We start from the raw sequence: 26,856 nt of genomic DNA on the forward strand, positions 1-26,856 counted from the left end.
AAAGAGGAACACGCTATGCCAAATATTGTTTTAAGCCGGATTGATGAACGCTTGATTCACGGTCAGGTCGGCGTTCAGTGGGTCGGATTTGCGGGGGCAAATCTGGTGCTGGTAGCCAACGATGAGGTTGCCGAAGATCCGGTACAACAAAACCTGATGGAAATGGTACTGGCAGAAGGGATCGCCGTACGTTTCTGGACGCTGCAAAAAGTTATCGACAACATTCATCGCGCCGCCGATCGACAGAAAATCCTGCTGGTTTGTAAAACACCCGCCGATTTCCTGACGCTGGTGAAAGGTGGCGTTCCGGTGAATCGCATTAACGTTGGCAATATGCACTACGCCAATGGCAAACAACAAATCGCCAAAACGGTTTCTGTGGATGCGGGCGATATCGCAGCATTTAACGACCTGAAAGCCGCTGGGGTGGAATGCTTCGTTCAGGGCGTCCCGACAGAGCCTGCTGTGGACCTCTTTAAATTACTTTGAGGGATTCATCATGGAAATCAGCCTGTTGCAGGCATTTGCGTTGGGCATTATCGCCTTTATCGCTGGCCTGGATATGTTTAACGGCCTAACACATATGCACCGCCCGGTGGTCCTCGGCCCGTTGGTCGGGCTGGTACTTGGCGATCTGCATACCGGAATTTTAACCGGCGGTACGCTGGAACTGGTGTGGATGGGGCTGGCCCCGCTGGCGGGCGCACAGCCGCCTAACGTGATTATCGGTACTATCGTCGGCACGGCGTTTGCCATTACTACTGGCGTGAAACCCGATGTCGCGGTCGGTGTCGCCGTACCTTTCGCTGTCGCAGTACAGATGGGGATTACCTTCCTGTTCTCGGTGATGTCTGGCGTGATGTCTCGCTGCGACCGGATGGCGGAGAACGCCGATACTCGCGGCATTGAACGCGTGAACTATCTGGCACTGCTGGCACTCGGCACTTTCTATTTTCTCTGCGCTTTCCTGCCTATCTACTTCGGCGCGGAACATGCAAAAACCATCATTGATGTCCTGCCGCAACGATTAATCGACGGCCTCGGCGTCGCGGGCGGCATCATGCCAGCAATCGGTTTTGCCGTGCTGCTGAAAATCATGATGAAAAACGTCTACATCCCCTACTTCATCCTGGGCTTTGTTGCCGCAGCCTGGCTCAAGTTACCGGTGCTGGCTATTGCTGCCGCTGCGCTGGCGATGGCGCTGATCGACCTGCTGCGTAAATCTCCTGAACCGACTCAACCTGCGGCACAGAAAGAGGAATTTGAAGATGGCATCTAATCAAACCACCCTGCCGAACGTCAGTGAAAACGAAGAAACATTGCTGACTGGCGTCAATGAAAACGTGTATGAAGATCAGAGCATTGGCGCGGAGCTGACGAAAAAAGATATCAACCGCGTCGCCTGGCGTTCCATGCTGTTACAAGCGTCTTTTAACTACGAACGTATGCAGGCTTCTGGCTGGTTGTACGGTCTGCTGCCTGCTCTGAAAAAGATCCACACTAATAAACGCGACCTGGCGCGCGCCATGAAGGGGCATATGGGTTTCTTCAATACCCATCCGTTTCTGGTGACATTTGTTATCGGCATTATCCTTGCGATGGAGCGTTCTAAGCAGGACGTTAACAGTATTCAGAGCACCAAAATTGCCGTCGGTGCGCCGCTCGGCGGGATTGGCGATGCAATGTTCTGGCTAACGCTACTGCCGATTTGTGGCGGGATTGGAGCCAGTCTGGCATTGCAAGGCTCCATTCTTGGCGCAGTCGTCTTTATTCTGCTGTTCAACGTGGTACACCTGGGGCTGCGTTTTGGTCTGGCGCATTATGCTTACCGCATGGGCGTGGCGGCGATTCCACTCATTAAAGCGAATACCAAAAAAGTCGGCCATGCTGCGTCTATCGTTGGGATGACGGTAATCGGCGCGCTGGTGGCAACCTATGTTCGTTTAAGCACCACGCTGGAAATCACAGCGGGCGACGCAGTGGTTAAGTTACAGACTGATGTTATTGACAAACTGATGCCTGCCTTCTTACCGCTGGTCTACACCTTGACCATGTTCTGGCTGGTACGCCGCGGCTGGAGTCCGCTGCGTCTGATTGCAGTTACCGTGGTTCTCGGCATCGTCGGTAAATTCTGCCATTTCCTTTAAATACAATGAGGTATTAGATGTTAAGTATTATTTTGACAGGGCATGGCGGGTTTGCCAGCGGCATGGAAAAAGCAATGAAGCAAATTCTCGGTGAGCAATCGCAGTTTATCGCCATCGATTTTCCGGAAACCTCAAGCACCGCGCTGCTTACATCGCAGCTTGAAGAGGCCATCGCCCAACTGGATTGTGAAGACGGCATTGTTTTTCTGACGGATTTGCTGGGCGGCACGCCGTTTCGCGTAGCTTCAACGCTGGCGATGCAAAAACCGGGCTGTGAAGTGATCACCGGCACCAATTTGCAACTGCTACTGGAGATGGTGCTGGAGCGCGAAGGGTTAAGCGGTGAAGAATTCCGTGTACAGGCGCTGGAGTGTGGACACCGAGGGCTGACCAGTCTGGTGGACGAGTTAGGCCGCTGCCATGAAGAATGTCCGGTCGAGGAAGGAATATGACACACGTTCTGCGCGCCAGAAGGCTGCTGACTGAAGAGGGATGGCTCGATGACCATCAGTTGCGTATTGCTGACGGTGTCATCGCAGCAATCGAACCGATTCCAGTGGGCGTGACTGAACGCGATGCGGAACTGCTCTGCCCCGCTTACATCGACACCCATGTACACGGTGGTGCGGGCGTTGATGTAATGGATGACGCGCCGGATGTACTCGACAAGCTGGCAATGCACAAGGCACGCGAAGGTGTCGGCAGTTGGTTGCCGACTACCGTAACCGCGCCGCTTAACAGCATTCATGCGGCGCTGAAACGTATTGCTCAACGTTGCCAACGCGGCGGACCTGGTGCGCAAGTGCTGGGGAGTTATCTCGAAGGACCGTACTTCACGCCGCAGAATAAAGGCGCGCATCCGCCGGAATTGTTTCGCGAGCTTGAAATTGCCGAGCTGGATCAATTGATTGCCGTTTCTCAGCACACCTTACGCGTGGTAGCGCTGGCACCGGAAAAAGAGGGGGCATTGCAGGCCATCCGCCATCTTAAACAGCAAAATGTACGAGTGATGCTGGGGCATAGCGCGGCGACCTGGCAACAAACTCGCGCCGCGTTTGATGCTGGTGCCGACGGCCTGGTGCATTGCTATAACGGGATGACAGGTTTACATCACCGCGAACCGGGAATGGTTGGCGCGGGATTAACGGACAAGCGCGCCTGGCTGGAACTGATAGCCGATGGTCATCATGTGCATCCGGCGGCGATGTCGCTGTGTTGTTGCTGTGCAAAAGAGAGAATCGTGCTGATCACCGACGCGATGCAGGCAGCCGGGATGCCGGATGGTCGCTATACGTTATGTGGCGAAGAAGTGCAGATGCACGGTGGCGTTGTCCGTACCGCGTCCGGTGGGCTGGCGGGCAGTACGCTGTCTGTTGATGCGGCAGTGCGCAACATGGTCGAGTTGACGGGCGTAACGCCTGCGGAAGCCATTCATATGGCATCGCTGCATCCGGCGCGAATGCTGGGTGTTGATGGTGTTCTGGGATCGCTTAAACCGGGCAAACGCGCCAGCATCGTTGCGCTGGATAGCGGGCTGCATGTGCAACAAATCTGGATTCAGAGTCAATTAGCTTCGTTTTGATAGTTTGCTCCTTTATTGGGCCTTCACTTCCCCCGTAAGGCCTTTCTTTTTCTTTCGTTTTGATCTGTGCAGCGGTGTCGGATGCGACGCTAACGCGTCTTATGCGACCTACGGTACGCCGCATCCGGCAATCGGTGAACATAGCGACGTCATTACGCAATTCTTAATCTTCCCTTGTCTTTTCTTTCAACGATCACAGATTTCGTTTTATTTCCTTTTTCTCCATTGAACTTTCAGTTTCTTTTCTATAGATTTTAATCAACGAAAGAAATCACCAAGTGAAATGAAACGAAAGGCAAGTGAAAGCGACAACGCCCGACGTCAAGTTCATCAGACTAAGGATTGAGTTATGCCAGAAAATTACACCCCTGCTGCCGCCGCAACCGGTACATGGACTGAAGAAGAGATCCGCCATCAGCCTCGCGCATGGATCCGTTCACTCACCAACATCGACGCGCTACGTTCCGCGCTCAATAACTTCCTTGAACCGTTACTGCGCAAAGAGAATCTGCGGATCATCCTGACCGGAGCCGGAACGTCGGCATTTATCGGTGACATCATCGCGCCGTGGCTCGCCAGCCATACCGGTAAAAACTTCAGCGCCGTACCGACCACCGATCTGGTCACCAATCCGATGGACTACCTGAATCCAGCTCATCCGCTGCTGTTGATCTCCTTCGGTCGATCCGGCAACAGCCCGGAAAGCGTCGCTGCCGTGGAACTGGCAAATCAATTTGTACCGGAATGCTATCACCTGCCGATCACCTGCAACGAAGCGGGCGCTCTTTACCAAAACGCGATCAACAGCGATAACGCATTTGCCCTGCTGATGCCCGCAGAAACGCACGATCGCGGCTTTGCGATGACCAGCAGCATTACCACCATGATGGCCAGCTGCCTCGCGGTTTTCGCACCTGAGACGATCAACAGCCAAACCTTCCGCGACGTGGCGGATCGTTGCCAGGCGATCCTGACCTCACTGGGCGATTTCAGCGAAGGTGTGTTTGGTTACGCACCGTGGAAACGGATCGTTTATCTCGGCAGCGGTGGCTTACAGGGCGCAGCACGCGAGTCGGCGCTGAAAGTGCTGGAACTGACGGCGGGTAAACTGGCGGCCTTTTATGATTCTCCAACCGGATTCCGTCATGGACCAAAATCGCTGGTCGATGACGAAACGCTGGTGGTGGTATTTGTCTCCAGCCACCCTTACACCCGTCAGTATGATCTTGATCTGCTGGCTGAACTTCGCCGTGACAACCAGGCAATGCGTGTAATCGCCATCGCCGCGGAAAGCAGCGACATCGTCGCTGCCGGTCCACATATCATCCTGCCACCGTCACGTCACTTTATCGACGTTGAGCAGGCATTTTGCTTCCTGATGTACGCCCAGACGTTTGCACTGATGCAGTCGCTGCACATGGGCAATACGCCGGATACCCCATCAGCCAGTGGCACCGTTAACCGCGTGGTGCAAGGCGTAATCATTCATCCGTGGCAGGCATAAGAGGATCGCATTATGAGCATTATCTCCACTAAATATCTGTTACAGGACGCCCAGGCCAATGGCTACGCGGTGCCTGCTTTTAACATTCATAACGCCGAGACGATCCAAGCGATCCTCGAAGTGTGCAGTGAAATGCGATCGCCGGTGATCCTCGCCGGAACGCCGGGGACCTTTAAACATATCGCGCTGGAAGAGATCTACGCCCTGTGCAGCGCCTATTCCACAACCTACAACATGCCACTGGCGCTGCATCTCGACCACCACGAATCGCTGGATGATATTCGCCGTAAAGTCCACGCAGGTGTGCGCAGTGCAATGATCGACGGCAGCCACTTCCCGTTTGCCGAGAACGTGAAGCTGGTGAAATCGGTTGTTGACTTCTGCCACTCACAGGATTGCAGCGTGGAAGCAGAACTGGGCCGCCTGGGCGGTGTTGAAGATGACATGAGCGTTGACGCCGAAAGTGCATTCCTGACCGATCCACAAGAAGCTAAACGCTTTGTCGAACTGACTGGCGTCGACAGCCTGGCGGTAGCGATTGGTACGGCGCACGGCTTATACAGCAAAACGCCGAAGATTGATTTCCAGCGGCTGGCGGAAATTCGTGAAGTGGTGGATGTTCCTCTGGTGCTACATGGTGCCAGCGATGTTCCAGATGAATTTGTCCGTCGCACTATTGAACTTGGCGTCACAAAAGTGAACGTTGCCACAGAATTAAAAATAGCCTTCGCTGGCGCGGTTAAAGCCTGGTTTGCGGAAAATCCGCAGGGTAATGATCCTCGTTATTATATGCGCGTCGGAATGGATGCGATGAAAGAAGTTGTCAGAAATAAAATTAATGTCTGTGGTTCAGCGAATCGAATTTCAGCATAATCATTAGTTTTTTATGATTTATCCCAATGTACTTCCCGATTAATATCGGGGAGTGCCTTAATGGAAAAGGAGATGACTAAACCTTAATAAATACATCAGTACAATATCGCAACAATAATATATTAAAAAAAATCATATTATTCAACTTTATGGTGAGGATTACACAATGAGCAGTCCAAATATTCTCTTAACCCGTATTGATAACCGTCTGGTTCACGGTCAGGTTGGCGTGACCTGGACATCCACCATCGGTGCGAATCTGCTGGTAGTCGTGGATGATGTTGTCGCTAACGATGATATTCAACAGAAATTAATGGGTATTACCGCAGAAACCTACGGCTTTGGCATTCGTTTCTTTACTATCGAAAAAACCATTAACGTCATCGGCAAAGCTGCACCGCATCAGAAGATCTTCCTGATTTGCCGTACGCCACAAACGGTACGTAAATTGGTAGAAGGTGGCATTGACCTGAAAGATATCAACGTCGGCAATATGCATTTCTCGGAAGGGAAAAAGCAAATCAGCAGTAAAGTTTATGTCGATGACCAGGATCTCGCGGACTTACGTTTTATTAAACAACGTGGCGTGAATGTTTTCATTCAGGACGTCCCTGGCGATCAAAAAGAACAAATCCCTGACTAAATCTAAAATCGCCTTAATATTGGTTTGAGGTAATAAAAATGCATGAAATAACCCTACTTCAGGGATTATCCCTGGCGGCGTTAGTTTTCGTTCTGGGGATTGATTTTTGGCTGGAAGCCTTATTTTTATTCCGCCCGATAATCGTTTGTACCCTAACTGGCGCTATTCTCGGTGATATTCAGACTGGCTTAATTACCGGTGGTCTGACAGAGTTGGCTTTCGCCGGATTAACCCCTGCAGGTGGTGTTCAGCCGCCCAACCCGATTATGGCGGGTCTGATGACCACCGTCATTGCATGGTCTACGGGCGTTGATGCCAAAACAGCAATTGGTCTTGGCCTGCCGTTTAGTTTGTTAATGCAGTACGTCATTCTGTTCTTCTATTCCGCTTTCTCATTATTTATGACCAAAGCCGATAAATGCGCGAAAGAGGCGGATACGGCAGCGTTTTCCCGGCTTAACTGGACAACGATGCTCATCGTCGCTTCAGCGTATGCGGTGATTGCTTTCCTCTGTACTTACCTGGCACAAGGGGCGATGCAGGCGCTGGTGAAAGCGATGCCCGCCTGGTTGACCCACGGCTTTGAAGTGGCTGGCGGTATTCTGCCTGCCGTTGGTTTTGGCTTGCTGCTGCGCGTAATGTTCAAAGCGCAATATATCCCTTACCTGATCGCCGGTTTCCTGTTTGTTTGCTACATCCAGGTCAGCAACCTGTTGCCGGTTGCCGTACTGGGCGCAGGCTTTGCGGTGTATGAGTTTTTCAATGCGAAATCCCGGCAGCAAGCGCAACCGCAGCCCGTTGCCAGTAAAAATGAAGAAGAGGACTACAGCAATGGGATCTGAAATCAGTAAAAAAGATATCACCCGTCTGGGCTTTCGTTCGTCGCTGCTGCAAGCGAGCTTTAACTACGAAAGGATGCAGGCGGGCGGTTTTACCTGGGCGATGTTGCCGATCCTGAAAAAGATTTATAAGGACGACAAACCGGGCTTAAGCGCGGCGATGAAAGATAACCTCGAATTTATTAATACCCACCCGAATCTGGTCGGATTCCTGATGGGGTTATTAATTTCGATGGAAGAAAAAGGAGAAAACCGCGACACCATTAAAGGCCTCAAAGTGGCACTGTTTGGCCCAATCGCCGGGATTGGCGATGCGATTTTCTGGTTTACTTTGTTGCCGATTATGGCGGGAATTTGCTCATCATTTGCCAGCCAGGGAAACCTGCTGGGGCCGATTCTATTTTTCGCCGTTTACCTGCTTATCTTTTTCCTGCGCGTCGGCTGGACCCACGTCGGTTATTCAGTCGGCGTGAAGGCGATCGATAAAGTGCGAGAGAACTCGCAGATGATTGCTCGCTCGGCAACCATCCTCGGGATCACGGTAATCGGCGGGCTGATCGCTTCGTATGTGCATATTAACGTGGTGACATCGTTTGCCATCGACAGTACCCACAGCGTCGCGCTGCAACAGGATTTCTTCGATAAAGTCTTCCCGAACATTTTACCGATGGCCTACACCCTGCTGATGTATTACTTCCTGCGGGTGAAAAAAGCGCATCCGGTGCTGTTAATCGGCGTGACTTTTGTGCTCTCTATTGTTTGTTCCGCATTCGGCATTTTGTAAATGGAACGAGGCACTGCTTCTGGCGGTGCCTCTTTACTTAAGGAATTTCATCCTGTGCAAACCCTTCAGCAAGTTGAAAACTATACGGCGTTAAGTGAACGAGCTAGCGAATATTTATTGGCTGTGATCCGTAGCAAACCGGATGCCGTGATTTGCCTGGCGACCGGAGCCACGCCATTACTGACGTATCATTATCTGGTAGAAAAAATCCACCAGCAGCAGGTTGATATCAGCCAGCTCACCTTCGTGAAGCTCGACGAATGGGTGGATCTGCCATTAACGATGCCTGGCACCTGCGAAACTTTCCTACAACAGCATATCGTGCAGCCGCTGGGGCTGCGTGAAGACCAGCTCATCAGCTTTCGCTCCGAAGAGATAAATGAGACAGAGTGCGAACGGGTAACGAACCTGATTGCGCGCAAAGGCGGTCTGGATTTATGCGTTCTAGGATTGGGGAAAAACGGTCATCTTGGGCTGAACGAACCGGGAGAAAGCCTACAACCGGCCTGCCATATCAGTCAACTTGATGCCAGAACACAGCAACATGAGATGTTAAAAACCACGGGTCGCCCCGTGACTCGTGGGATCACCTTAGGCCTGAAGGATATTCTCAATGCCCGCGAGGTTTTGTTATTGGTGACTGGCGAAGGAAAGCAGGATGCGACAGAACGTTTTCTCACGGCTAAAGTCTCCACCGCTATCCCGGCTTCGTTTTTATGGCTGCACAGTAACTTTATTTGTTTAATTAATACCTAACCAGATGAAAATTTGCTCAAAATTTTTAAATTAACTTATTCAACAGTCACGCATTATATTAAATAACATTTGACTGGGTTGAACATAACGCCAATAGCAAAAGGAGTTATGTTCAACAATTTAATTTTAGATATACATATAACTTGTTCTATTAATAAATCACCTCGTATTCTGACTCGGCCCCTGGCGCAGCAAAGTCAGGCATTTATACTCTTTTTAACACATAGAAAATTCATATCAATATAATAAAAACATAGAATATTTGCATATAAATATAATCTTAAAGTTTAGTCTATTTAATGTTCAATGAAATATTTCTACCTGTATAATCTTTAAAGATGTTGAACATATATTCACATTAAATATGATTATGTACTTGTTACAAGGATAAGGTTATAAATGAATAAAGTTACAAAAACAGCTATTGTGGGCTTACTTGCGCTTTTCGCAGGTAATGCCGCTGCAACCGATGGTGAAATAGTTTTTGATGGCGAGATTTTAAAATCCGCTTGTGAAATCAATGACTCTGATAAGAAAATTGAAGTTGCTCTTGGTCACTATAATGCCGAACAGTTTCGTTCTGTTGGCGATCGTAGCCCAAAAATTCCATTCACTATTCCTTTAGTTAACTGCCCAGTGACTGGGTGGGAGCACGATAACGGCAACGTTGAAGCGTCTTTCCGTTTATGGCTGGAAACGCGGGATAATGGCACCGTCCCTAACTTCCCTAATCTGGCAAAAGTGGGCTCTTTTGCTGGCACAGCGGCAACAGGTGTGGGTATCCGTATTGACGATGCGGAAAGCGGAAACCTTATGCCACTGAATGCTATGGGGAATGATAACACGGTTTATCAGATCCCAGCGGACTCCAATGGTATTGTCAATGTTGACCTCATCGCTTACTACGTATCAACCGTTGAAGCATCAGAAATCACCCCAGGGGAAGCAGACGCTGTCGTTAACGTAACGCTGGATTACCGTTAATACGTTACGGCGTTATCTGACCTTTCAGATAACGCCCTTTTCCTTCCTCTTTCTCGTTGTATCAGGTTGAAAAATAACTATGTCAAAACGAACATTCGCGGTGATAATAACCTTGTTGTGTAGCTTCTGTATCGGCCAGGCGCTTGCAGGGGGTATCGTTTTACAGCGAACGCGAGTGATCTATGATGCCAGCCGCAAAGAGGCTGCGTTACCTGTCGCAAACAAAGGCGCAGAAACGCCTTATTTACTGCAATCATGGGTAGATAATATAGATGGTACAAGCCGTGCCCCATTTATTATAACCCCACCGCTATTTCGTCTTGAAGCTGGCGATGACTCATCACTGCGAATTATTAAAACAGCTGATAACCTGCCTGAAAATAAAGAGTCGCTGTTCTACATTAATGTTCGTGCCATTCCAGCAAAGAAAAAATCAGATGATGTTAATGCTAACGAGTTGACGCTGGTATTTAAAACACGGATCAAAATGTTTTATCGCCCCGCACACCTGAAGGGACGGGTAAACGATGCGTGGACATCACTGGAATTTAAACGTAGTGACCATTCACTCAATATATATAACCCAACTGAATATTACGTCGTATTTGCCGGACTGGCAGTCGATAAAACCGATCTCACAAGCAAAATTGAATATATCGCGCCCGGAGAACATAAACAGTTACCACTTCCTGCATCTGGCGGAAAGAACGTGAAATGGGCTGCAATCAATGATTATGGCGGCAGTTCCGGGACAGAAACTCGTCCACTGCAATAACAAATATAAAAAACACAGGTCATCAGGGAATGCCACAACGACACCACCAGGGACATAAACGCACACCGAAACAGTTGGCGCTCATCATCAAACGCTGTTTGCCGATGGTGCTCACTGGCAGCGGCATGCTTTGCACTACCGCTAACGCCGAAGAGTATTATTTCGACCCCATTATGCTGGAAACTACAAAAAGTGGTATGCAAACAACTGATCTGTCACGTTTTTCAAAAAAATACGCACAACTACCAGGAACTTATCAGGTTGATATCTGGCTGAATAAAAAGAAGGTTTCACAGAAAAAAATTACATTTACCGCCAATGCAGAGCAACTTCTGCAGCCACAGTTTACGGTAGAACAACTACGTGAGCTGGGTATTAAGGTGGATGAAATCCCGGCGCTGGCTGAAAAAGATGACGATAGCGTGATCAACTCGCTTGAACAAATCATTCCCGGTACAGCTGCTGAATTTGATTTCAATCATCAGCGACTTAATTTGAGCATTCCCCAAATTGCACTGTACCGTGATGCAAAAGGTTACGTCTCCCCTTCTCGTTGGGACGATGGTATACCAACGCTGTTTACCAACTACTCGTTTACAGGTTCTGATAACCGTTACCGCCAGGGCAATCGTAGCCAACGACAGTACCTGAATATGCAAAATGGTGCTAATTTTGGCCCCTGGCGATTACGTAACTATTCTACGTGGACACGCAACGATCAGGCGTCAAGCTGGAACACTATCAGTAGTTATTTACAACGTGATATCAAGGCGTTGAAGTCTCAGTTGCTTCTGGGAGAAAGCGCCACCAGCGGCAGTATTTTTTCCAGCTACACCTTTACTGGCGTGCAACTCGCTTCCGACGATAATATGTTGCCAAACAGCCAGCGCGGATTTGCCCCAACGGTACGCGGTATCGCAAACAGTAGTGCAATCGTGACTATCAGGCAAAATGGTTATGTGATCTATCAAAGCAACGTGCCAGCGGGTGCCTTTGAAATTAACGATCTCTACCCCTCTTCCAACAGCGGCGATTTAGAAGTCACGATTGAAGAAAGTGACGGTACGCAACGTCGCTTTATCCAGCCTTATTCTTCATTACCCATGATGCAGCGACCTGGGCATCTAAAATATAGCGCGACCGCTGGACGCTATCGCGCTGATGCAAACAGTGATAGCAAGGAACCCGAATTTGCTGAAGCCACGGCAATATATGGTTTGAATAATACTTTTACGCTGTATGGCGGCCTGCTCGGTTCTGAAGATTATTATGCGCTGGGGATCGGTATCGGCGGCACACTTGGCGCACTGGGCGCGTTGTCGATGGATATCAACAGAGCTGACACCCAATTCGATAACCGGCACTCTTTTCATGGCTATCAATGGCGTACGCAGTACATCAAAGATATCCCGGAAACCAACACCAATATCGCTGTTAGCTACTATCGCTATACCAACGATGGCTATTTTAGTTTTGATGAAGCCAATACCCGTAATTGGGACTATAACAGTCGCCAAAAAAGTGAAATTCAATTCAACATCAGCCAGACAATATTTGATGGGGTAAGTCTGTATGCCTCCGGTTCGCAGCAAGACTATTGGGGCAATAACGATAAAAACAGGAATATCTCAGTTGGGGTTTCCGGTCAGCAATGGGGAATTGGTTACAGCCTGAATTATCAATACAGTCGCTACACGGATCAAAATAATGACCGCGCACTCTCTTTGAATCTCAGTATTCCGTTAGAACGCTGGTTACCGCGTAGCCGGGTTTCCTATCAGATGACCAGCCAGAAAGATCGCCCAACCCAACATGAAATGCGTCTTGATGGCTCACTGCTGGATGATGGTCGCCTGAGCTATAGCCTGGAACAAAGTCTGGATGACGATAACAACCATAACAGTAGCCTGAACGCCAGTTACCGTTCACCTTATGGCACCTTCAGTGCCGGATACAGCTACGGTAATGACAGCAGCCAATACAATTACGGCGTTACCGGCGGCGTGGTTATCCATCCTCATGGCGTGACGCTCTCGCAATATCTGGGCAACGCTTTTGCGCTTATCGATGCTAATGGGGCTTCTGGCGTGAGGATACAAAACTATCCGGGGATTGCTACTGATCCCTTTGGCTATGCAGTGGTTCCTTATCTCACGACTTACCAGGAAAACCGTCTCTCGGTAGATACTACGCAGCTGCCCGATAACGTCGATCTTGAGCAAACAACACAGTTTGTGGTGCCCAACAGAGGTGCAATGGTAGCGGCGCGTTTCAACGCCAATATCGGTTATCGCGTACTTGTTACAGTCAGCGATCGCAACGGTAAACCGTTGCCCTTTGGCGCTCTTGCCAGCAACGATGAGACGGGGCAACAAAGTATCGTCGATGAGGGCGGCATACTATATCTCTCTGGGATATCGAGTAAATCACAAAGCTGGACTGTACGCTGGGGAAATCAGGCAGATCAACAATGTCAGTTTGCTTTTAGTACACCGGATTCAGAACCAACAACCTCTGTATTACAAGGCACGGCGCAGTGCCATTAAGGATAAAAAAATGAAAAGAGCGCCTCTTATAACAGGACTTTTGTTGATATCCACATCCTGCGCTTATGCCTCCTCAGGAGGGTGTGGAGCTGACAGCACTAGCGGTGCGACAAATTACAGCAGTGTGGTTGATGATGTTACGGTGAACCAGACAGATAACGTGACAGGACGGGAGTTTACCTCTGCCACGCTAAGTAGCACTAACTGGCAATACGCCTGTACCTGCTCTGCGGGTAAGGCAGTTAAACTTGTCTATATGGTCAGCCCTGTACTTACCACCACTGGACATCAAGCAGGATATTACAAACTCAATGATAGTCTGGATATTAAAACCACATTACAGGCGAATGACATTCCAGGACTCGTGACTGACCAGACCGTTTCTGTTAACACCCGATTCACACAGATAAAAAGCAACACCGTATATTCTGCTGCAACCCAAACGGGTGTTTGCCAGGGTGACACGTCTCGTTATGGACCCGTTAATATTGGTGCAAATACCACCTTTACCCTGTATGTCACCAAGCCATTTCTCGGCTCGATGACCATTCCGAAAACGGATATTGCCGTCATTAAAGGCGCATGGGTCGATGGAATGGGAAGCCCGTCTACAGGTGACTTCCATGATTTAGTCAAGTTATCGATTCAGGGAAATCTCACCGCCCCACAGTCGTGCAAAATTAATCAGGGCGATGTTATTAAGGTTAATTTTGGATTCATCAATGGTCAGAAGTTTACCACCCGCAATGCCATGCCAGACGGTTTTACTCCAGTAGACTTTAATATCACTTATGACTGTGGTGATACTTCAAAGATTAAAAACTCGTTGCAAATGCGCATCGACGGTACAACTGGGGTAGTAGACCAGTACAACCTGGTCGCCAGACGAAGAAGTTCAGACAATGCGCCCGATGTCGGTATTCGTATTGAAAATCTCGGCGGCGGAGTTGCAAATATTCCTTTTCAGAACGGTATCCTTCCCGTTGATCCTTCCGGGCATGGCACCATCAACATGCGCGCCTGGCCAGTTAATCTGGTCGGTGGTGAGCTGGAAACAGGAAAATTTCAGGGCACCGCCACCATTACCGTCATCGTGCGGTAAAAGAAGACGTTGCGTTTTGATTAACGCAACGCTTCGGCACTCTTACCCCTGCTGCTCCAGCGCATACTTATACAGCGCATTTTTCTTCACGCCGTGAATTTCTGCCGCCAGCGCCGCCGCTTTTTTCAACGGCAGTTCTGCCTGTAGCAGCGCCAGCGTGCGCAGGGCATCGGCGGGTAAGTCTTCTTCCTGTGCTTTATGACCTTCGATAATCAGCACCATTTCGCCTTTGCGACGGTTTTCATCTTCTTTTACCCACGCCAGCAGCTCGCCAACGGGCGCGCCGTGAATGGTTTCCCAGGTTTTGGTCAGCTCACGCGCCAGAACCACGTAGCGGGATTCGCCTAATACCGCAACGATATCTTCCAGGCTATCTAACAGACGGTGGGTGGATTCATAAAAAATCAGCGTGCGCGGCTCCGCTTCAATGGCTTTTAGCGCATCACGGCGGCCTTTTGATTTGGCAGGTAAAAAGCCTTCGTAACAGAAACGGTCAGAGGGTAAACCCGCGGCGCTTAACGCAGTGATAGCAGCACACGGCCCGGGTAGCGGCACCACGCAAATCCCCGCTTCACGGCAGGTACGCACCAGATGGTAGCCAGGATCGTTAATTAGCGGCGTTCCGGCATCGGAAACCAGCGCAATGTTCTGCCCTTCTTGCAGCTTCGCCAGCAGCGTTTCGGCTTTTTGTTGTTCGTTATGGTCGTGCAGCGCAAACAACCGGGCATTAATCCCAAAATGTTGCAGCAATAAACCGGTGTGACGAGTATCCTCGGCGGCAATCAGATCAACGGCCTGTAATACCTCTAACGCACGCTGGGTGATATCCGCCAGATTGCCGATTGGCGTCGGTACAATGTAAAGCTGGCCCTGAGAATTATCCGCCGATTGGTGTTGTTTCATTGTGTCGTCCGTATTGCCGATTTAATATTGAGCATTGCGTAAAAAAATATCACTGGATACATTATGGTACCCTCAACATTTTCTCGTTTGAAAGCCGCGCGTTGTCTGCCTGTTGTTCTGGCAGCCCTGATTTTCGCCGGTTGTGGCACCCATACTCCCGATCAGTCCACTGCTTATATGCAGGGCACGGCGCAGGCTGATTCTGCCTTTTATCTTCAGCAGATGCAGCAAAGCTCTGATGATACCAGGATCAACTGGCAATTACTCGCCATTCGTGCACTGGTGAAAGAAGGTAAAACCGGGCAGGCGGTTGAGTTGTTTAACCAACTACCGCAAGAACTGAACGATTCTCAGCGTCGCGAGAAAACACTGCTGGCGGTAGAGATTAAACTGGCGCAGAAAGATTTTGCTGGCGCGCAAAACTTGCTGGCGAAAATCACACCTGCCGATTTAGAACAAAACCAGCAAGCGCGTTACTGGCAGGCAAAAATCGATGCCAGCCAGGGGCGTCCTTCCATTGATTTACTGCGCGCGTTAATTGCTCAGGAACCGCTGCTCGGCGCGAAAGAAAAACAGCAGAATATTGATGCCACCTGGCAGGCGCTCTCCTCCATGACTCAGGAACAGGCGAATACGCTGGTGATCAACGCCGACGAAAATATTCTGCAAGGCTGGCTGGATCTGCAGCGCGTCTGGTTTGATAACCGTAACGATCCCGACATGATGAAAGCCGGGATCGCCGACTGGCAAAAACGTTATCCGAACAATCCGGGCGCGAAAATGCTGCCAACGCAGTTGGTTAACGTAAAAGCGTTTAAACCAGCCTCGACCAACAAAATCGCCCTGCTGTTGCCGCTGAATGGCCAGGCAGCGGTATTTGGTTGCACTATTCAGCAAGGCTTTGAAGCGGCGAAAAATATCGGCACTCAGCCAGTGGCGGCTCAGGTAGCTGCCGCACCTGCCGCAGACGTAGCTGAACAACCTCAGCCGCAAACCGTGGATGGCGTTGCCAGCCCGGCACAAGCCTCGGTTAGCGATCTGACCGGTGAACAGCCTGCGGCACAGCCAGCGCCTGTAAGCACCCCGGCAGCAACCACCACAGCGGTAAGCGCGCCAGCGAATCCATCCGCAGAACTGAAAATCTACGATACCTCATCACAACCACTTAGCCAGATCTTAAGCCAGGTTCAGCAGGATGGCGCGAGTATTGTGGTTGGTCCGTTGCTGAAAAATAACGTTGAAGAGTTGCTTAAGAGCAACACCCCGCTGAACGTGCTGGCACTGAACCAGCCGGAGAATATCGAAAACCGCGTCAATATTTGTTACTTCGCGCTTTCACCGGAAGACGAAGCGCGCGATGCAGCGCGTCATATTCGTGACCAGGGTAAACAAGCGCCGCTGGTGCTGATCCCACGCAGTTCATTGGGCGATCGCGTAGCCAATGCGTTTGCGCAGGAGTGGCAGAAACTGGGCGGCGGCACCGTTCTGCAACAAAAATTTGGTTCCACCAGCGAATTACGCGCGGGTGTTAACGGCGGTTCTGGTATCGCTTTAACGGGTACCCCGATTACTCCCAGAGCGACAACCGACTCCGGCATGACGACCAACAATCCAACGCTGCAAACCACGCCAACCGATGACCAGTTCACCAATAATGGCGGTCGTGTCGATGCGGTGTACATTGTGGCAACGCCGGGTGAAATCGCTTTTATCAAACCGATGATCGCCATGCGTAACGGTAGCCAGAGCGGTGCAACGCTGTACGCCAGCTCCCGCAGTGCGCAAGGGACCGCTGGCCCGGATTTCCGACTGGAGATGGAAGGCTTGCAGTACAGCGAAATCCCGATGCTGGCAGGCGGTAATCTACCGTTAATGCAGCAGGCACTCAGCGCGGTGAATAACGATTATTCACTGGCTCGCATGTATGCGATGGGCGTCGATGCCTGGTCGCTGGCAAATCATTTCTCACAAATGCGCCAGGTTCAGGGTTTTGAAATCAACGGTAATACCGGAAGCCTGACGGCAAACCCGGATTGCGTGATTAACAGGAAGTTATCATGGCTACAGTACCAACAAGGTCAGGTAGTCCCCGCCAGTTAACCACCAAACAGACCGGCGATGCGTGGGAAGTACAAGCGCGTCGCTGGCTGGAAGGCAAAGGACTGCGATTTGTCGCCGCTAACGTGAACGAGCGTGGCGGCGAGATCGATCTGATAATGCGTGAAGGCCGGACCACCGTTTTTGTCGAGGTACGCTATCGCCGCTCTGCGCTTTATGGCGGCGCGGCAGCCAGTGTGACCCGCAGCAAACAACACAAATTATTACAGACTGCCCGCTTGTGGCTCGCGCGTCATAATGGGAGTTTTGATACTGTGGATTGCCGGTTCGATGTGGTAGCCTTCACCGGGAATGAGGTTGAGTGGATTAAGGATGCCTTTAATGACCACTCATAATTAAGGTTTAAGGATTAGCGTGCAAGAAAGAATTAAAGCTTGCTTCACTGAAAGCATTCAAACTCAAATTGCGGCGGCAGAGGCGCTTCCGGATGCCATCTCCCGTGCAGCCATGACGCTGGTTCAGTCTCTGCTCAATGGCAACAAAATCCTCTGTTGTGGTAATGGAACTTCCGCTGCCAATGCACAGCATTTTGCTGCCAGCATGATCAACCGTTTCGAAACGGAGCGGCCCAGCTTACCTGCCATTGCACTAAATACTGATAATGTTGTCTTAACGGCGATTGCCAACGATCGCTTACATGATGAAGTGTATGCAAAACAGGTGCGGGCGCTGGGTCATGCGGGAGATGTATTGTTAGCCATTTCCACCCGTGGCAACAGCCGCGATATTGTAAAAGCGGTAGAAGCTGCCGTTACGCGTGATATGACTATTGTGGCATTGACCGGCTATGACGGCGGCGAACTTGCAGGTTTGTTAGGGCCACAAGATGTGGAGATCCGCATTCCTTCGCATCGTAGTGCTCGCATTCAGGAAATGCATATGCTGACGGTAAATTGCCTGTGCGATCTGATCGATAACACGCTTTTCCCTCACCAGGATGTTTAAGGAGAATACATGAAGGCATTATCGCCAATCGCAGTCCTTATTTCCGCGCTGCTGTTGCAAGGTTGTGTTGCCGCTGCCGTAGTGGGTACCGCTGCTGTGGGTACCAAAGCCGCAACTGACCCACGCAGTGTCGGCACCCAGGTGGACGATGGTACCCTGGAAGTGCGCGTGAACAGCGCATTGTCGAAAGACGAACAGATTAAGAAAGAAGCCCGTATTAATGTCACGGCGTATCAGGGCAAAGTGCTGCTGGTTGGGCAGTCACCAAACGCTGAACTTTCGGCTCGCGCCAAACAGATTGCTATGGGCGTAGACGGTGCCAACGAAGTGTATAACGAGATTCGTCAGGGCCAGCCGATTGGTCTGGGCGAAGCGTCTAACGATACGTGGATCACCACCAAAGTGCGTTCGCAGCTCTTAACCAGCGACCTGGTGAAATCGTCCAACGTGAAAGTGACCACCGAAAACGGTGAAGTGTTCCTGATGGGGCTGGTGACTGAACGTGAAGCGAAAGCGGCGGCAGATATTGCCAGCCGGGTGAGCGGCGTAAAGCGGGTAACCACAGCGTTTACGTTTATTAAATAGCAGCCCCTTGTAATGCCTGATGCGACGCTTGCCGCGTCTTATCAGGCCTACAACGATGCAAACCGTAGGTCGGATAAGGCGTTTACGCCGCATCCGACATGTTTTCCCTCAAATCAGAACAACAGCGCCAGCCCGCCGACAATCACACCAGACACTGCCACCATCGCCCCTGTCAGCCATAAGGCTTTCGCTGGGAACGCTTTGCGCAGCATAATCAGTGACGGCAAACTCACCGCCGGGAGCGTCATCAACAATGCCAGCGCCGGAGCAGTTCCCATACCTGCCAGCATCATCGTTTGTACAATCGGAATTTCTGCTGCCGTGGGAATGACAAACAAGCATCCTGCTACCGCCATCGCCATCACCCACATCAGGCTGTTATCGACAGCACCATCGGCATGGGGGAATAACCAGACGCGAGCGGCACCCAACACCAGTACTGCAAGGATGTAAACCGGGATCGTACTCCAGAAAAGCGTCCATAGCGCCCTGCCCCAGCGGCTAAAAAAACCGCCCTGTGCTTCCGGTATGTCAATTTCGACCGGTGCCTGCGTTTGCGGTGTTTCACGCACCCATTTTTGCACCAGCGTCGCAATCAGCAACACCATCACCAGCCCGGCCACCAGACGAATCGCCGCAAAACCCCAGCCGAGGACAAACCCCATAAACACCAGCGTCGCCGGGTTTAACACCGGATTGCCCATCCAGAATGCCAGCGCACCGCCCATCGACACCTGTTGGCGACGCATTCCCGCCGCGACCGGAGCCGCACAGCAGGTACACATCATGCCCGGCAGCGAAAACAGCGTTCCCAGCAGCGTGCCGCGAAAGCGCGATTGCCCAAGCGTACGCAACAACCAGTCACGCGGGATCAGCACCTGAATCAACGAACCGAGGATCACCCCCAGCACTGCCGCTTTCCATACCGCGAGGAAATAGATCATCGCGTAATCCAACGCCGCCTGCCACGGATTAGCATCCGCCTGCGCAAGGATAGATTTACCGATACTGTGGGTTTCGGCAGCAGTAAACGCTTTGCCGTAGTAAGGTTGCCATTTCACATACCAGAGACCGGCAATGACAACGAGAAAGAAAAGCGCGGGTTTCCACCACTGAATGGGCGTTGCCGCCTGAGATGAAGACTGACCAGTCATAGCATTCCCCAGGAATAAGTTATGATAATTGAGCGCGTGAATATTACGCTCACTATCAATTCTTGGGAATAATTATTCAGCTCTTTTGCGTAATTCTGAAGAGCTTAAAATCGTCACACCTTCATGCCCGGGCCGCATCGCCTCTGCCAGCATGACCCGCGCCACGTCTCTCGCATCAATGGATTTCCAGTTACCGGGTAATAAACGGAACAGCGGCGCAAAAAGCGTTTCGTTCATCCGCTGTTTGCTACGATCGCCCAGTAACATCGACGGGCGAGCAATGGTCAATTTCGGCCAGTTCTGGGCGATTAATGCTTCTTCCATCTCCCCTTTGACGCGGTTATAGAAAAACGGCGAGTGGGCATTGGCACCCATAGCACTGACCACCAGCATATGCTGCGCGCCCAGTCGCCGCCCGGTTAATGCGGTATCCACTACCAGCGTGTAATCGGCATGAATAAACGCCTCTTTGCTCCCCGCTTCTCGCCGCGTGGTGCCGAGACAACAAAACACAATGTCGATGGGATCGGTGACCTGCGCCAGCGCGTCACTCAGTTGCGGATCATGGGGATTAAACACCCCGGGCATATCGCCCAACGGACGTCGCGTCGGCGCAGCAATGGCGTTAACTTTCGGTTCGTTAATCAACATCCGCAGCAGGTGACCGCCCACCAGCCCCGTTGCGCCTGTAATCAGTACCTGACTCATCTTCGCTCCTTTACAGAATTGTCTGCCTTGCGCTCCACGGCTCATGCACCAGGCTTAATAGACCATGAGGTAATTATCCCCGATTGTGGGAAATTCGCCTCATCCAATGCAACAACGCGGAGGAAGCATGAGTAAGAAAATTGCCGTTTTAATCACTGATGAATTTGAGGATTCAGAATTTACTTCACCCGCAGACGAGTTCCGTAAAGCCGGACACGAAGTGATTACCATTGAAAAACAAGCGGGTAAAACGGTGAAAGGCAAAAAAGGAGAAGCCAGCGTGACCATCGATAAATCCATCGATGAAGTGACGCCTGCGGAGTTTGATGCCCTGCTGCTACCGGGCGGCCATTCACCGGATTATCTGCGTGGGGACAACCGTTTTGTCACCTTTACCCGTGATTTTGTGAATAGTGGCAAACCGGTGTTTGCCATCTGTCACGGCCCGCAGTTGCTGATCAGCGCCGATGTGATTCGGGGGCGCAAGCTGACCGCAGTTAAACCGATCATTATTGATGTTAAAAATGCGGGCGCGGAATTTTACGATCAGGAAGTTGTGGTTGATAAAGATCAGCTGGTTACCAGCCGGACACCGGACGATCTGCCAGCGTTTAACCGCGAGGCGTTACGCCTGCTCGGTGCCTGAGTCGCGTAGCCAAATCATTTTTTTACCAAAGCCCAGCGTGTTGTCGGTGAATTTGATTTCATCGAGCCGGATTTCCCATACCGGGGCCGACAGCATTCTGGCAACCGGAAAGCGACGGTTGTACGCCTTGCGTGCGAGGTCGCTTTCCTCACCTTCCAGCCTGCGGATCTCACCTTTAAACTGCACACCGCGAATTAACGCTACTGTTTTCGGCTGACCGTTTACCGTTCCGGCAACTGCCGCCTGCGGCCCACTCATCTGCGCATGACGTGTTTTTTCTTCCGTCAAAATGTAGAAGGCGACTTTCTGTGCATCAAAAAGATAAAAGGCATTGGCGCACCAGAGTTCCCCTTCCTGCTGCACACACCAGGTGACAACATGTTGTTTTGCCAGCCAACGACTGATGGCGGTGAGTGTTTCCATTGCTGTTCTCTTTTATACTGTTGGCCTGACCTTAACATGTGACGCAGACGATGACACCCTGGTATCTTTACTTGATCCGTACCGCCGACAATAAGCTTTATACCGGGATCACCACGGATGTCGAACGCCGCTATCAGCAACATCAAAGCGGCAAAGGGGCGAAAGCACTGCGCGGGAAAGGAGAACTGACGCTGGCGTTTTCTGCGCCAGTGGGCGATCGTTCGCTGGCGTTACGGGCAGAATATCGCGTTAAGCAACTGACCAAACGGCAAAAAGAGCGTCTGGTAGCGGAAGGCGCAGGGTTTGCAGAGCTGTTGAGCAGCCTGCAAACCCCAAAGATTAAAAGCGATTGAAATGCTCGTGATACTCAACCAGGCCGGTAACGCCATTCAGCGCGTCATCCGCTAAACGATGTACCTGGAAGGCGCTTTCAGTGCCCGGCCAGCGGCAACGCAGATCGTGATGCGCCGCCAGTTCAAAGCCGAAACGACTGTACAGCGCCGGATCGCCCAGCGTCACCACTGCGGCATAGCCGAACTCATTAAGCGAATCGAGTCCTTCATAGACCAGTTGGCGTGCCAGCCCCTGTCCACGGTATTTTTCATCAACCGCCAACGGTGCCATGCCGACCCATTGCAGGTCTTCGCCCTGCACATCAACCGGACTAAATGCCACATAGCCAATGACCTGACCTTCGTCATCTGTCGCCACCAGCCCCAGCGTCAGAAAGCCATCTTCACGCAGATCGTGAACCAGCTTCGCTTCCGCATCACTTTCGAATGAGCGACGCAGCAGGGCATCAATACCCGGCGCATCAATGGGAATTTCTACTCGAATTAGCATGGTTCACCTACCGATGTCTGTTTGGTTTCAGGCGCGGTTTTCATTCCCGCCTCAACAAAATCCGCCAGTTGCAGCAGCATCATGCGTAAGGCTTTCGGCATTTGCTCCAGTTCAATGGCGTCCATCAGGTTTTTCACATACAGCCCCAGCTCCGTATCGCCTTCAATCACCAGCCGACGCTGGAAGAAGAGCGTATCCGGATCTTGTTTACGCGCCGCAATCATCAGCAGATCGCTGGCGTCGGCACTAAAACTCACATCAGCTTGCGCGTTCTGGCTGACCACCAGTTTGCCATTCACCACCGAGGTAAACCATTGCAGGTCAATATCACGCACATGAATACTTAACCAGCGGCCTTCAAGAAACTCCAGCTCACCATCATCCAGCGCCTGACGGAATTGCCAGCTTAAGACCTGCTCAAGAACCTGGCGTTTTAGCGCAAATGGCGTCAGTTTTATCGGTACACTCAACAGAGATGGCCCCAAATGCACAATACGGGAACGCAGTTTATCCAACACGAGTTTTACTCCCTGTTTCAACAATCATCCTATTTTGCCATATCAGAAAAATAACATAGCGGTATAAATCAACAATTCCATATGAAATTGCTGCTACCACCAATACAACTTTAACTGCCTTAAATCAAAAATTGTCGCAGCAAGGTTAACTAAAATCCCAGTTCGTTAACATTTTTGCGTTTTGATAGCGCAACCTTCAGGAAAAATTATGGAGCTGCTCTGCCCTGCCGGAAATCTCCCGGCGCTTAAGGCGGCCATCGAAAACGGCGCAGATGCTGTTTATATCGGGCTAAAAGATGATACCAATGCCCGTCACTTCGCCGGCCTTAACTTTACCGAGAAAAAATTGCAGGAAGCGGTGAGTTTTGTCCATCAACATCGCCGCAAACTTCACATCGCGATTAACACTTTTGCGCATCCGGACGGTTACGCCCGTTGGCAGCGCGCCGTGGATATGGCGGCGCAGCTGGGTGCCGACGCGCTGATCCTCGCCGACCTCGCCATGCTGGAATACGCCGCCGAGCGTTATCCGCATATTGAGCGCCACGTATCGGTGCAGGCTTCGGCGACCAATGAAGAGGCGATTAACTTTTATCATCGCCATTTTGACGTTGCCCGCGTGGTGCTGCCGCGCGTGTTGTCGATTCATCAGGTGAAACAGCTGGCACGGGTCACACCTGTACCACTGGAAGTGTTTGCTTTCGGCAGCCTGTGCATTATGTCGGAAGGCCGTTGCTATCTGTCGTCGTATCTGACGGGTGAGTCGCCTAACACCGTGGGCGCGTGTTCTCCGGCCCGTTTCGTGCGCTGGCAACAAACGCCGCAGGGGCTGGAATCCCGCCTGAACGAAGTGCTGATCGACCGTTATCAGGACGGCGAAAACGCAGGTTATCCGACGCTGTGTAAAGGGCGTTATCTGGTGGACGGCGAGCGCTATCACGCGCTGGAAGAACCAACCAGTCTCAATACCCTGGAACTGCTGCCGGAGTTAATGGCGGCGAATATTGCTTCGGTGAAAATTGAAGGCCGCCAGCGTAGCCCGGCGTATGTCAGCCAGGTGGCGAAAGTCTGGCGTCAGGCTATCGACCGTTGTAAGGCCGATCCGCAAAACTTCATACCGCAAAGCGCGTGGATGGAGACGCTCGGGTCGATGTCCGAAGGCACGCAGACCACCCTTGGCGCGTATCACCGTAAATGGCAGTGAGAAGAGCAATGAAATATTCCTTAGGGCCAGTGCTGTGGTACTGGCCAAAAGAGACGCTGGAAGATTTTTATCAGCAGGCCGCCACCAGCAGCGCCGACGTGATTTATCTTGGTGAAGCGGTATGCAGCAAGCGCCGGGCAACCAAAGTTGGCGACTGGCTGGAGATGGCAAAATCGCTCGCCGGAAGTGGCAAGCAGATTGTGCTCTCCACGCTGGCGCTGGTGCAGGCATCCTCTGAACTGGGCGAACTGAAACGCTATGTTGAGAACGGTGAGTTTCTGATTGAAGCCAGCGATCTCGGCGTGGTGAATATGTGCGCTGAACGCAAACTGCCGTTCGTCGCCGGGCACGCGCTGAACTGCTACAACGCGGTGACGCTGAAAATATTGCTCAAACAGGGCATGATGCGCTGGTGTATGCCGGTGGAGCTTTCCCGCGACTGGCTGGTGAATCTGCTTAATCAGTGCGATGAGCTGGGCATTCGCAACCAGTTTGAAGTGGAAGTCCTGAGCTACGGTCATCTACCGCTGGCCTACTCCGCCCGCTGCTTTACCGCGCGTTCGGAAGACCGCCCGAAAGATGAGTGTGAAACCTGCTGCATTAAGTATCCGAACGGGCGCAACGTGCTGTCGCAGGAAAACCAACAAGTGTTTGTACTCAATGGCATTCAGACCATGAGCGGCTACGTTTACAACCTCGGTAACGAGCTGGCATCCATGCAGGGGCTGGTTGATGTGGTCCGCCTGTCACCGCAGGGTACTGACACTTTCGCGATGCTCGACGCCTTCCGCGCTAATGAAAATGGCGCTGCGCCACTACCGTTGACGGCAAACAGCGACTGTAACGGCTACTGGCGGCGGCTGGCCGGGCTGGAGCTGCAAGCCTAAGTAAATATGCTCGTCATACTTCAAGTTGCATGTGCTGCATCTGCATTCGTTCACCCCAGTCACTTACTTATGTAAGCTCCTGGGGATTCACTCTCTTGTCGCCTTCCTGCAACTCGAATTATTTAGAGCACAGCTCACTTTGTTAACAACTTTAACTACTCTTTAATGCAGTATTAAAGATTAATCGGTAACAAAGTGAGCTGTTATGACTGATAAAACCATTGCGTTTTCGCTACTCGATCTGGCCCCCATTCCCGAAGGTTCTTCAGCGCGGGAAGCATTCTCCCACTCTCTCGATCTCGCCCGTCTGGCTGAAAAGCGCGGCTATCATCGCTACTGGCTGGCAGAACACCACAATATGACTGGCATTGCCAGTGCTGCCACGTCGGTATTGATTGGCTATCTGGCGGCGAATACCACCACGCTGCATCTGGGGTCTGGCGGCGTGATGTTGCCTAACCACTCACCGTTGGTCATTGCCGAACAGTTCGGCACGCTCAATACACTCTATCCGGGGCGAATCGATTTGGGGCTGGGTCGTGCGCCAGGTAGTGACCAACGGACAATGATGGCGCTGCGTCGCCATATGAGCGGCGATATTGATAATTTCCCCCGCGATGTCGCGGAGCTGGTGGACTGGTTTGACGCCCGCGATCCCAATCCGCATGTGCGCCCGGTACCAGGCTATGGCGAGAAAATCCCCGTGTGGTTGTTAGGCTCCAGCCTTTACAGCGCGCAACTGGCGGCGCAGCTTGGTCTGCCGTTCGCGTTTGCCTCACACTTCGCGCCGGATATGTTGTTCCAGGCGCTGCATCTTTATCGCAGCAACTTCAAACCGTCGGCACGACTGGAAAAACCATACGCGATGGTGTGCATCAATATTATCGCCGCCGATAGCAACCGCGACGCTGAGTTTCTGTTTACCTCAATGCAGCAAGCCTTTGTGAAGTTGCGCCGTGGCGAAACCGGGCAACTGCCGCCACCGATTCAAAATATGGATCAGTTCTGGTCGCCGTCCGAACAGTATGGTGTGCAGCAGGCGCTGAGTATGTCGTTGGTAGGTGATAAAGCGAAAGTGCGTCATGGCTTGCAGTCGATCCTGCGCGAAACCGACGCCGATGAGATTATGGTCAACGGGCAGATTTTCGACCACCAGGCGCGGCTGCATTCGTTTGAGCTGGCGATGGATGTTAAGGAAGAGTTGTTGGGATAGTGTGTCTTAACGCGGGAAGCCTTATCCGAGCTGGCAACGCTGTCCTACGTAGATACTGTTATGGCCTGCAAGTTTTTTCCTGGTCCGGTTTCCCGGATTGCAGGCATGCCAGACACAGCGCCGTCAGGCGCTGTTTTTTTCATCCCTTCCGCGATTTTTACGCCGCTACCGGAT

30 protein-coding genes are annotated in these 26,856 nt (G+C 51.4%); 24 read left to right on the forward strand and 6 right to left on the reverse strand.

Annotated elements, in window-relative coordinates; all coding sequences use genetic code 11:
- Window positions 1-15 precede the first annotated feature (15 nt).
- The 15 genes from agaV to ACJHXA_RS19010 all read left to right on the forward strand — a co-directional run bounded on the left by agaV (window position 16) and on the right by ACJHXA_RS19010 (window position 14,535).
- On the forward strand, window positions 16-489 hold the full coding sequence (agaV, locus tag ACJHXA_RS18940; protein ID WP_001295547.1) for a PTS N-acetylgalactosamine transporter subunit IIB: 474 nt from the start codon (window positions 16-18) through the stop codon (window positions 487-489).
- A 10-nt stretch (window positions 490-499) separates the two neighbouring features.
- On the forward strand, window positions 500-1,279 hold the full coding sequence (gene agaW / locus ACJHXA_RS18945; protein WP_000406214.1) for a PTS N-acetylgalactosamine transporter subunit IIC: 780 nt from the start codon (window positions 500-502) through the stop codon (window positions 1,277-1,279).
- Entirely contained in the window at window positions 1,269-2,147 is an 879-nt protein-coding gene (agaE, locus tag ACJHXA_RS18950) for a PTS N-acetylgalactosamine transporter subunit IID (RefSeq protein ID WP_001315856.1), read from the forward strand. The genes agaW and agaE overlap by 11 nt, the downstream gene beginning before the upstream one ends.
- Before the next feature lie 17 nt (window positions 2,148-2,164).
- Window positions 2,165-2,599 carry a PTS galactosamine/N-acetylgalactosamine transporter subunit IIA gene (gene agaF / locus ACJHXA_RS18955; protein ID WP_000948824.1) on the forward strand — a complete coding sequence of 145 codons (435 nt, stop codon included), beginning with the start codon at window positions 2,165-2,167 and terminating at the stop codon, window positions 2,597-2,599.
- Window positions 2,596-3,729 carry an N-acetylglucosamine-6-phosphate deacetylase gene (gene nagA / locus ACJHXA_RS18960; RefSeq protein WP_001326138.1) on the forward strand — a complete coding sequence of 378 codons (1,134 nt, stop codon included), beginning with the start codon at window positions 2,596-2,598 and terminating at the stop codon, window positions 3,727-3,729. The genes agaF and nagA overlap by 4 nt, the downstream gene beginning before the upstream one ends.
- A gap of 349 nt (window positions 3,730-4,078) precedes the next feature.
- Complete coding sequence (locus ACJHXA_RS18965; protein ID WP_001114869.1) at window positions 4,079-5,233, forward strand: AgaS family sugar isomerase; 1,155 nt, start codon at window positions 4,079-4,081, stop codon at window positions 5,231-5,233.
- A gap of 12 nt (window positions 5,234-5,245) precedes the next feature.
- Window positions 5,246-6,106 (forward strand): tagatose-bisphosphate aldolase subunit KbaY, encoded by an 861-nt coding sequence (kbaY, locus tag ACJHXA_RS18970; protein ID WP_000022766.1) that lies wholly within the window; start codon window positions 5,246-5,248, stop codon window positions 6,104-6,106.
- A gap of 166 nt (window positions 6,107-6,272) precedes the next feature.
- A complete protein-coding gene (gene agaB / locus ACJHXA_RS18975) occupies window positions 6,273-6,749 on the forward strand; it encodes a PTS galactosamine transporter subunit IIB (protein ID WP_000098017.1) in 477 nt (158 codons plus the stop codon).
- Window positions 6,750-6,787: 38 nt separating this feature from the next.
- Window positions 6,788-7,591: a PTS galactosamine transporter subunit IIC gene (gene agaC / locus ACJHXA_RS18980; RefSeq protein ID WP_000544489.1), complete on the forward strand. Its 804-nt coding sequence runs from the start codon at window positions 6,788-6,790 to the stop codon at window positions 7,589-7,591.
- Complete coding sequence (gene agaD, locus ACJHXA_RS18985; protein WP_000534351.1) at window positions 7,581-8,372, forward strand: PTS galactosamine transporter subunit IID; 792 nt, start codon at window positions 7,581-7,583, stop codon at window positions 8,370-8,372. Before agaC ends, agaD begins: the two co-directional genes overlap by 11 nt.
- The gene (locus ACJHXA_RS18990) at window positions 8,373-9,128 is read left to right on the forward strand and encodes a galactosamine-6-phosphate isomerase (protein WP_001307409.1); all 756 of its coding nucleotides are present in this window, start codon (window positions 8,373-8,375) and stop codon (window positions 9,126-9,128) included.
- Window positions 9,129-9,527: 399 nt separating this feature from the next.
- Complete coding sequence (locus ACJHXA_RS18995) at window positions 9,528-10,112, forward strand: fimbrial protein (protein WP_001045442.1); 585 nt, start codon at window positions 9,528-9,530, stop codon at window positions 10,110-10,112.
- 79 nt (window positions 10,113-10,191) lie between these two features.
- The gene (locus ACJHXA_RS19000; protein WP_000044768.1) at window positions 10,192-10,887 is read left to right on the forward strand and encodes a molecular chaperone; all 696 of its coding nucleotides are present in this window, start codon (window positions 10,192-10,194) and stop codon (window positions 10,885-10,887) included.
- A 29-nt stretch (window positions 10,888-10,916) separates the two neighbouring features.
- Window positions 10,917-13,433: a fimbria/pilus outer membrane usher protein gene (locus tag ACJHXA_RS19005; RefSeq protein ID WP_001136449.1), complete on the forward strand. Its 2,517-nt coding sequence runs from the start codon at window positions 10,917-10,919 to the stop codon at window positions 13,431-13,433.
- A 10-nt stretch (window positions 13,434-13,443) separates the two neighbouring features.
- Complete coding sequence (locus tag ACJHXA_RS19010; protein ID WP_000817006.1) at window positions 13,444-14,535, forward strand: fimbrial protein; 1,092 nt, start codon at window positions 13,444-13,446, stop codon at window positions 14,533-14,535.
- A 42-nt stretch (window positions 14,536-14,577) separates the two neighbouring features.
- Here the strand turns inward: ACJHXA_RS19010 and rsmI are convergent, their stop codons facing one another.
- The gene (rsmI, locus tag ACJHXA_RS19015; protein WP_000809253.1) at window positions 14,578-15,438 is read right to left on the reverse strand and encodes a 16S rRNA (cytidine(1402)-2'-O)-methyltransferase; all 861 of its coding nucleotides are present in this window, start codon (window positions 15,436-15,438) and stop codon (window positions 14,578-14,580) included.
- Window positions 15,439-15,501: 63 nt separating this feature from the next.
- Between rsmI and lpoA the strand changes: the two genes are divergently transcribed.
- From lpoA to dolP, 4 genes are read left to right on the forward strand one after another with little or no spacing between them, the layout of a single operon-like run.
- A complete protein-coding gene (gene lpoA / locus ACJHXA_RS19020; protein ID WP_000249144.1) occupies window positions 15,502-17,538 on the forward strand; it encodes a penicillin-binding protein activator LpoA in 2,037 nt (678 codons plus the stop codon).
- Window positions 17,496-17,891 (forward strand): YraN family protein, encoded by a 396-nt coding sequence (locus tag ACJHXA_RS19025; protein ID WP_000246855.1) that lies wholly within the window; start codon window positions 17,496-17,498, stop codon window positions 17,889-17,891. Before lpoA ends, ACJHXA_RS19025 begins: the two co-directional genes overlap by 43 nt.
- Before the next feature lie 19 nt (window positions 17,892-17,910).
- Window positions 17,911-18,501, forward strand: a complete 591-nt coding sequence (diaA, locus tag ACJHXA_RS19030) for a DnaA initiator-associating protein DiaA (protein WP_001158035.1) — start codon at window positions 17,911-17,913, stop codon at window positions 18,499-18,501.
- 9 nt (window positions 18,502-18,510) lie between these two features.
- Entirely contained in the window at window positions 18,511-19,086 is a 576-nt protein-coding gene (gene dolP / locus ACJHXA_RS19035; RefSeq protein WP_000646033.1) for a division/outer membrane stress-associated lipid-binding lipoprotein, read from the forward strand.
- 113 nt (window positions 19,087-19,199) lie between these two features.
- Here the strand turns inward: dolP and ACJHXA_RS19040 are convergent, their stop codons facing one another.
- Both ACJHXA_RS19040 and ACJHXA_RS19045 read right to left on the reverse strand, forming a co-directional pair.
- Window positions 19,200-20,240: a permease gene (locus ACJHXA_RS19040; protein ID WP_000147619.1), complete on the reverse strand. Its 1,041-nt coding sequence runs from the start codon at window positions 20,238-20,240 to the stop codon at window positions 19,200-19,202.
- A gap of 72 nt (window positions 20,241-20,312) precedes the next feature.
- Window positions 20,313-20,948, reverse strand: coding sequence for an NAD(P)H-binding protein (locus ACJHXA_RS19045; protein WP_001315854.1), 636 nt, complete (start codon window positions 20,946-20,948; stop codon window positions 20,313-20,315).
- A gap of 127 nt (window positions 20,949-21,075) precedes the next feature.
- Here ACJHXA_RS19045 and yhbO point away from each other — a divergent pair, with 127 nt between their 5' ends.
- A complete protein-coding gene (yhbO, locus tag ACJHXA_RS19050) occupies window positions 21,076-21,594 on the forward strand; it encodes a protein/nucleic acid deglycase (RefSeq protein WP_000037608.1) in 519 nt (172 codons plus the stop codon).
- On the opposite strand, the gene ACJHXA_RS19055 is transcribed toward yhbO, so the two are convergent.
- Window positions 21,574-22,017, reverse strand: coding sequence for a YhbP family protein (locus ACJHXA_RS19055; protein WP_000449451.1), 444 nt, complete (start codon window positions 22,015-22,017; stop codon window positions 21,574-21,576). The genes yhbO and ACJHXA_RS19055 overlap by 21 nt on opposite strands.
- Before the next feature lie 50 nt (window positions 22,018-22,067).
- Between ACJHXA_RS19055 and yhbQ the strand changes: the two genes are divergently transcribed.
- Entirely contained in the window at window positions 22,068-22,370 is a 303-nt protein-coding gene (gene yhbQ, locus ACJHXA_RS19060; protein ID WP_001345969.1) for a DNA damage response exodeoxyribonuclease YhbQ, read from the forward strand.
- Here the strand turns inward: yhbQ and ACJHXA_RS19065 are convergent.
- Both ACJHXA_RS19065 and ACJHXA_RS19070 read right to left on the reverse strand, forming a co-directional pair.
- Window positions 22,357-22,860: a GNAT family N-acetyltransferase gene (locus tag ACJHXA_RS19065; protein ID WP_000908554.1), complete on the reverse strand. Its 504-nt coding sequence runs from the start codon at window positions 22,858-22,860 to the stop codon at window positions 22,357-22,359. The two genes, yhbQ and ACJHXA_RS19065, sit on opposite strands and share 14 nt — an antisense overlap.
- Window positions 22,854-23,378: an SCP2 domain-containing protein gene (locus tag ACJHXA_RS19070; protein WP_001315853.1), complete on the reverse strand. Its 525-nt coding sequence runs from the start codon at window positions 23,376-23,378 to the stop codon at window positions 22,854-22,856. The genes ACJHXA_RS19065 and ACJHXA_RS19070 overlap by 7 nt, the downstream gene beginning before the upstream one ends.
- Before the next feature lie 208 nt (window positions 23,379-23,586).
- On the opposite strand from ACJHXA_RS19070, the gene ACJHXA_RS19075 reads away from it, so the two are divergent.
- The 3 genes from ACJHXA_RS19075 to ACJHXA_RS19085 all read left to right on the forward strand — a co-directional run bounded on the left by ACJHXA_RS19075 (window position 23,587) and on the right by ACJHXA_RS19085 (window position 26,682).
- Window positions 23,587-24,582 carry a peptidase U32 family protein gene (locus ACJHXA_RS19075; protein WP_001298771.1) on the forward strand — a complete coding sequence of 332 codons (996 nt, stop codon included), beginning with the start codon at window positions 23,587-23,589 and terminating at the stop codon, window positions 24,580-24,582.
- Window positions 24,583-24,590: 8 nt separating this feature from the next.
- Window positions 24,591-25,469, forward strand: coding sequence for a U32 family peptidase (locus tag ACJHXA_RS19080; protein WP_001297426.1), 879 nt, complete (start codon window positions 24,591-24,593; stop codon window positions 25,467-25,469).
- A 205-nt stretch (window positions 25,470-25,674) separates the two neighbouring features.
- Window positions 25,675-26,682, forward strand: coding sequence for a luciferase-like monooxygenase (locus ACJHXA_RS19085; protein WP_000130380.1), 1,008 nt, complete (start codon window positions 25,675-25,677; stop codon window positions 26,680-26,682).
- Window positions 26,683-26,856: the final 174 nt, after the last annotated feature.

The sequence above is a fragment of the Escherichia sp. WS33 genome (genome assembly GCF_046486385.1).
Classification (GTDB): Bacteria; Pseudomonadota; Gammaproteobacteria; order Enterobacterales; family Enterobacteriaceae; genus ECMA0423.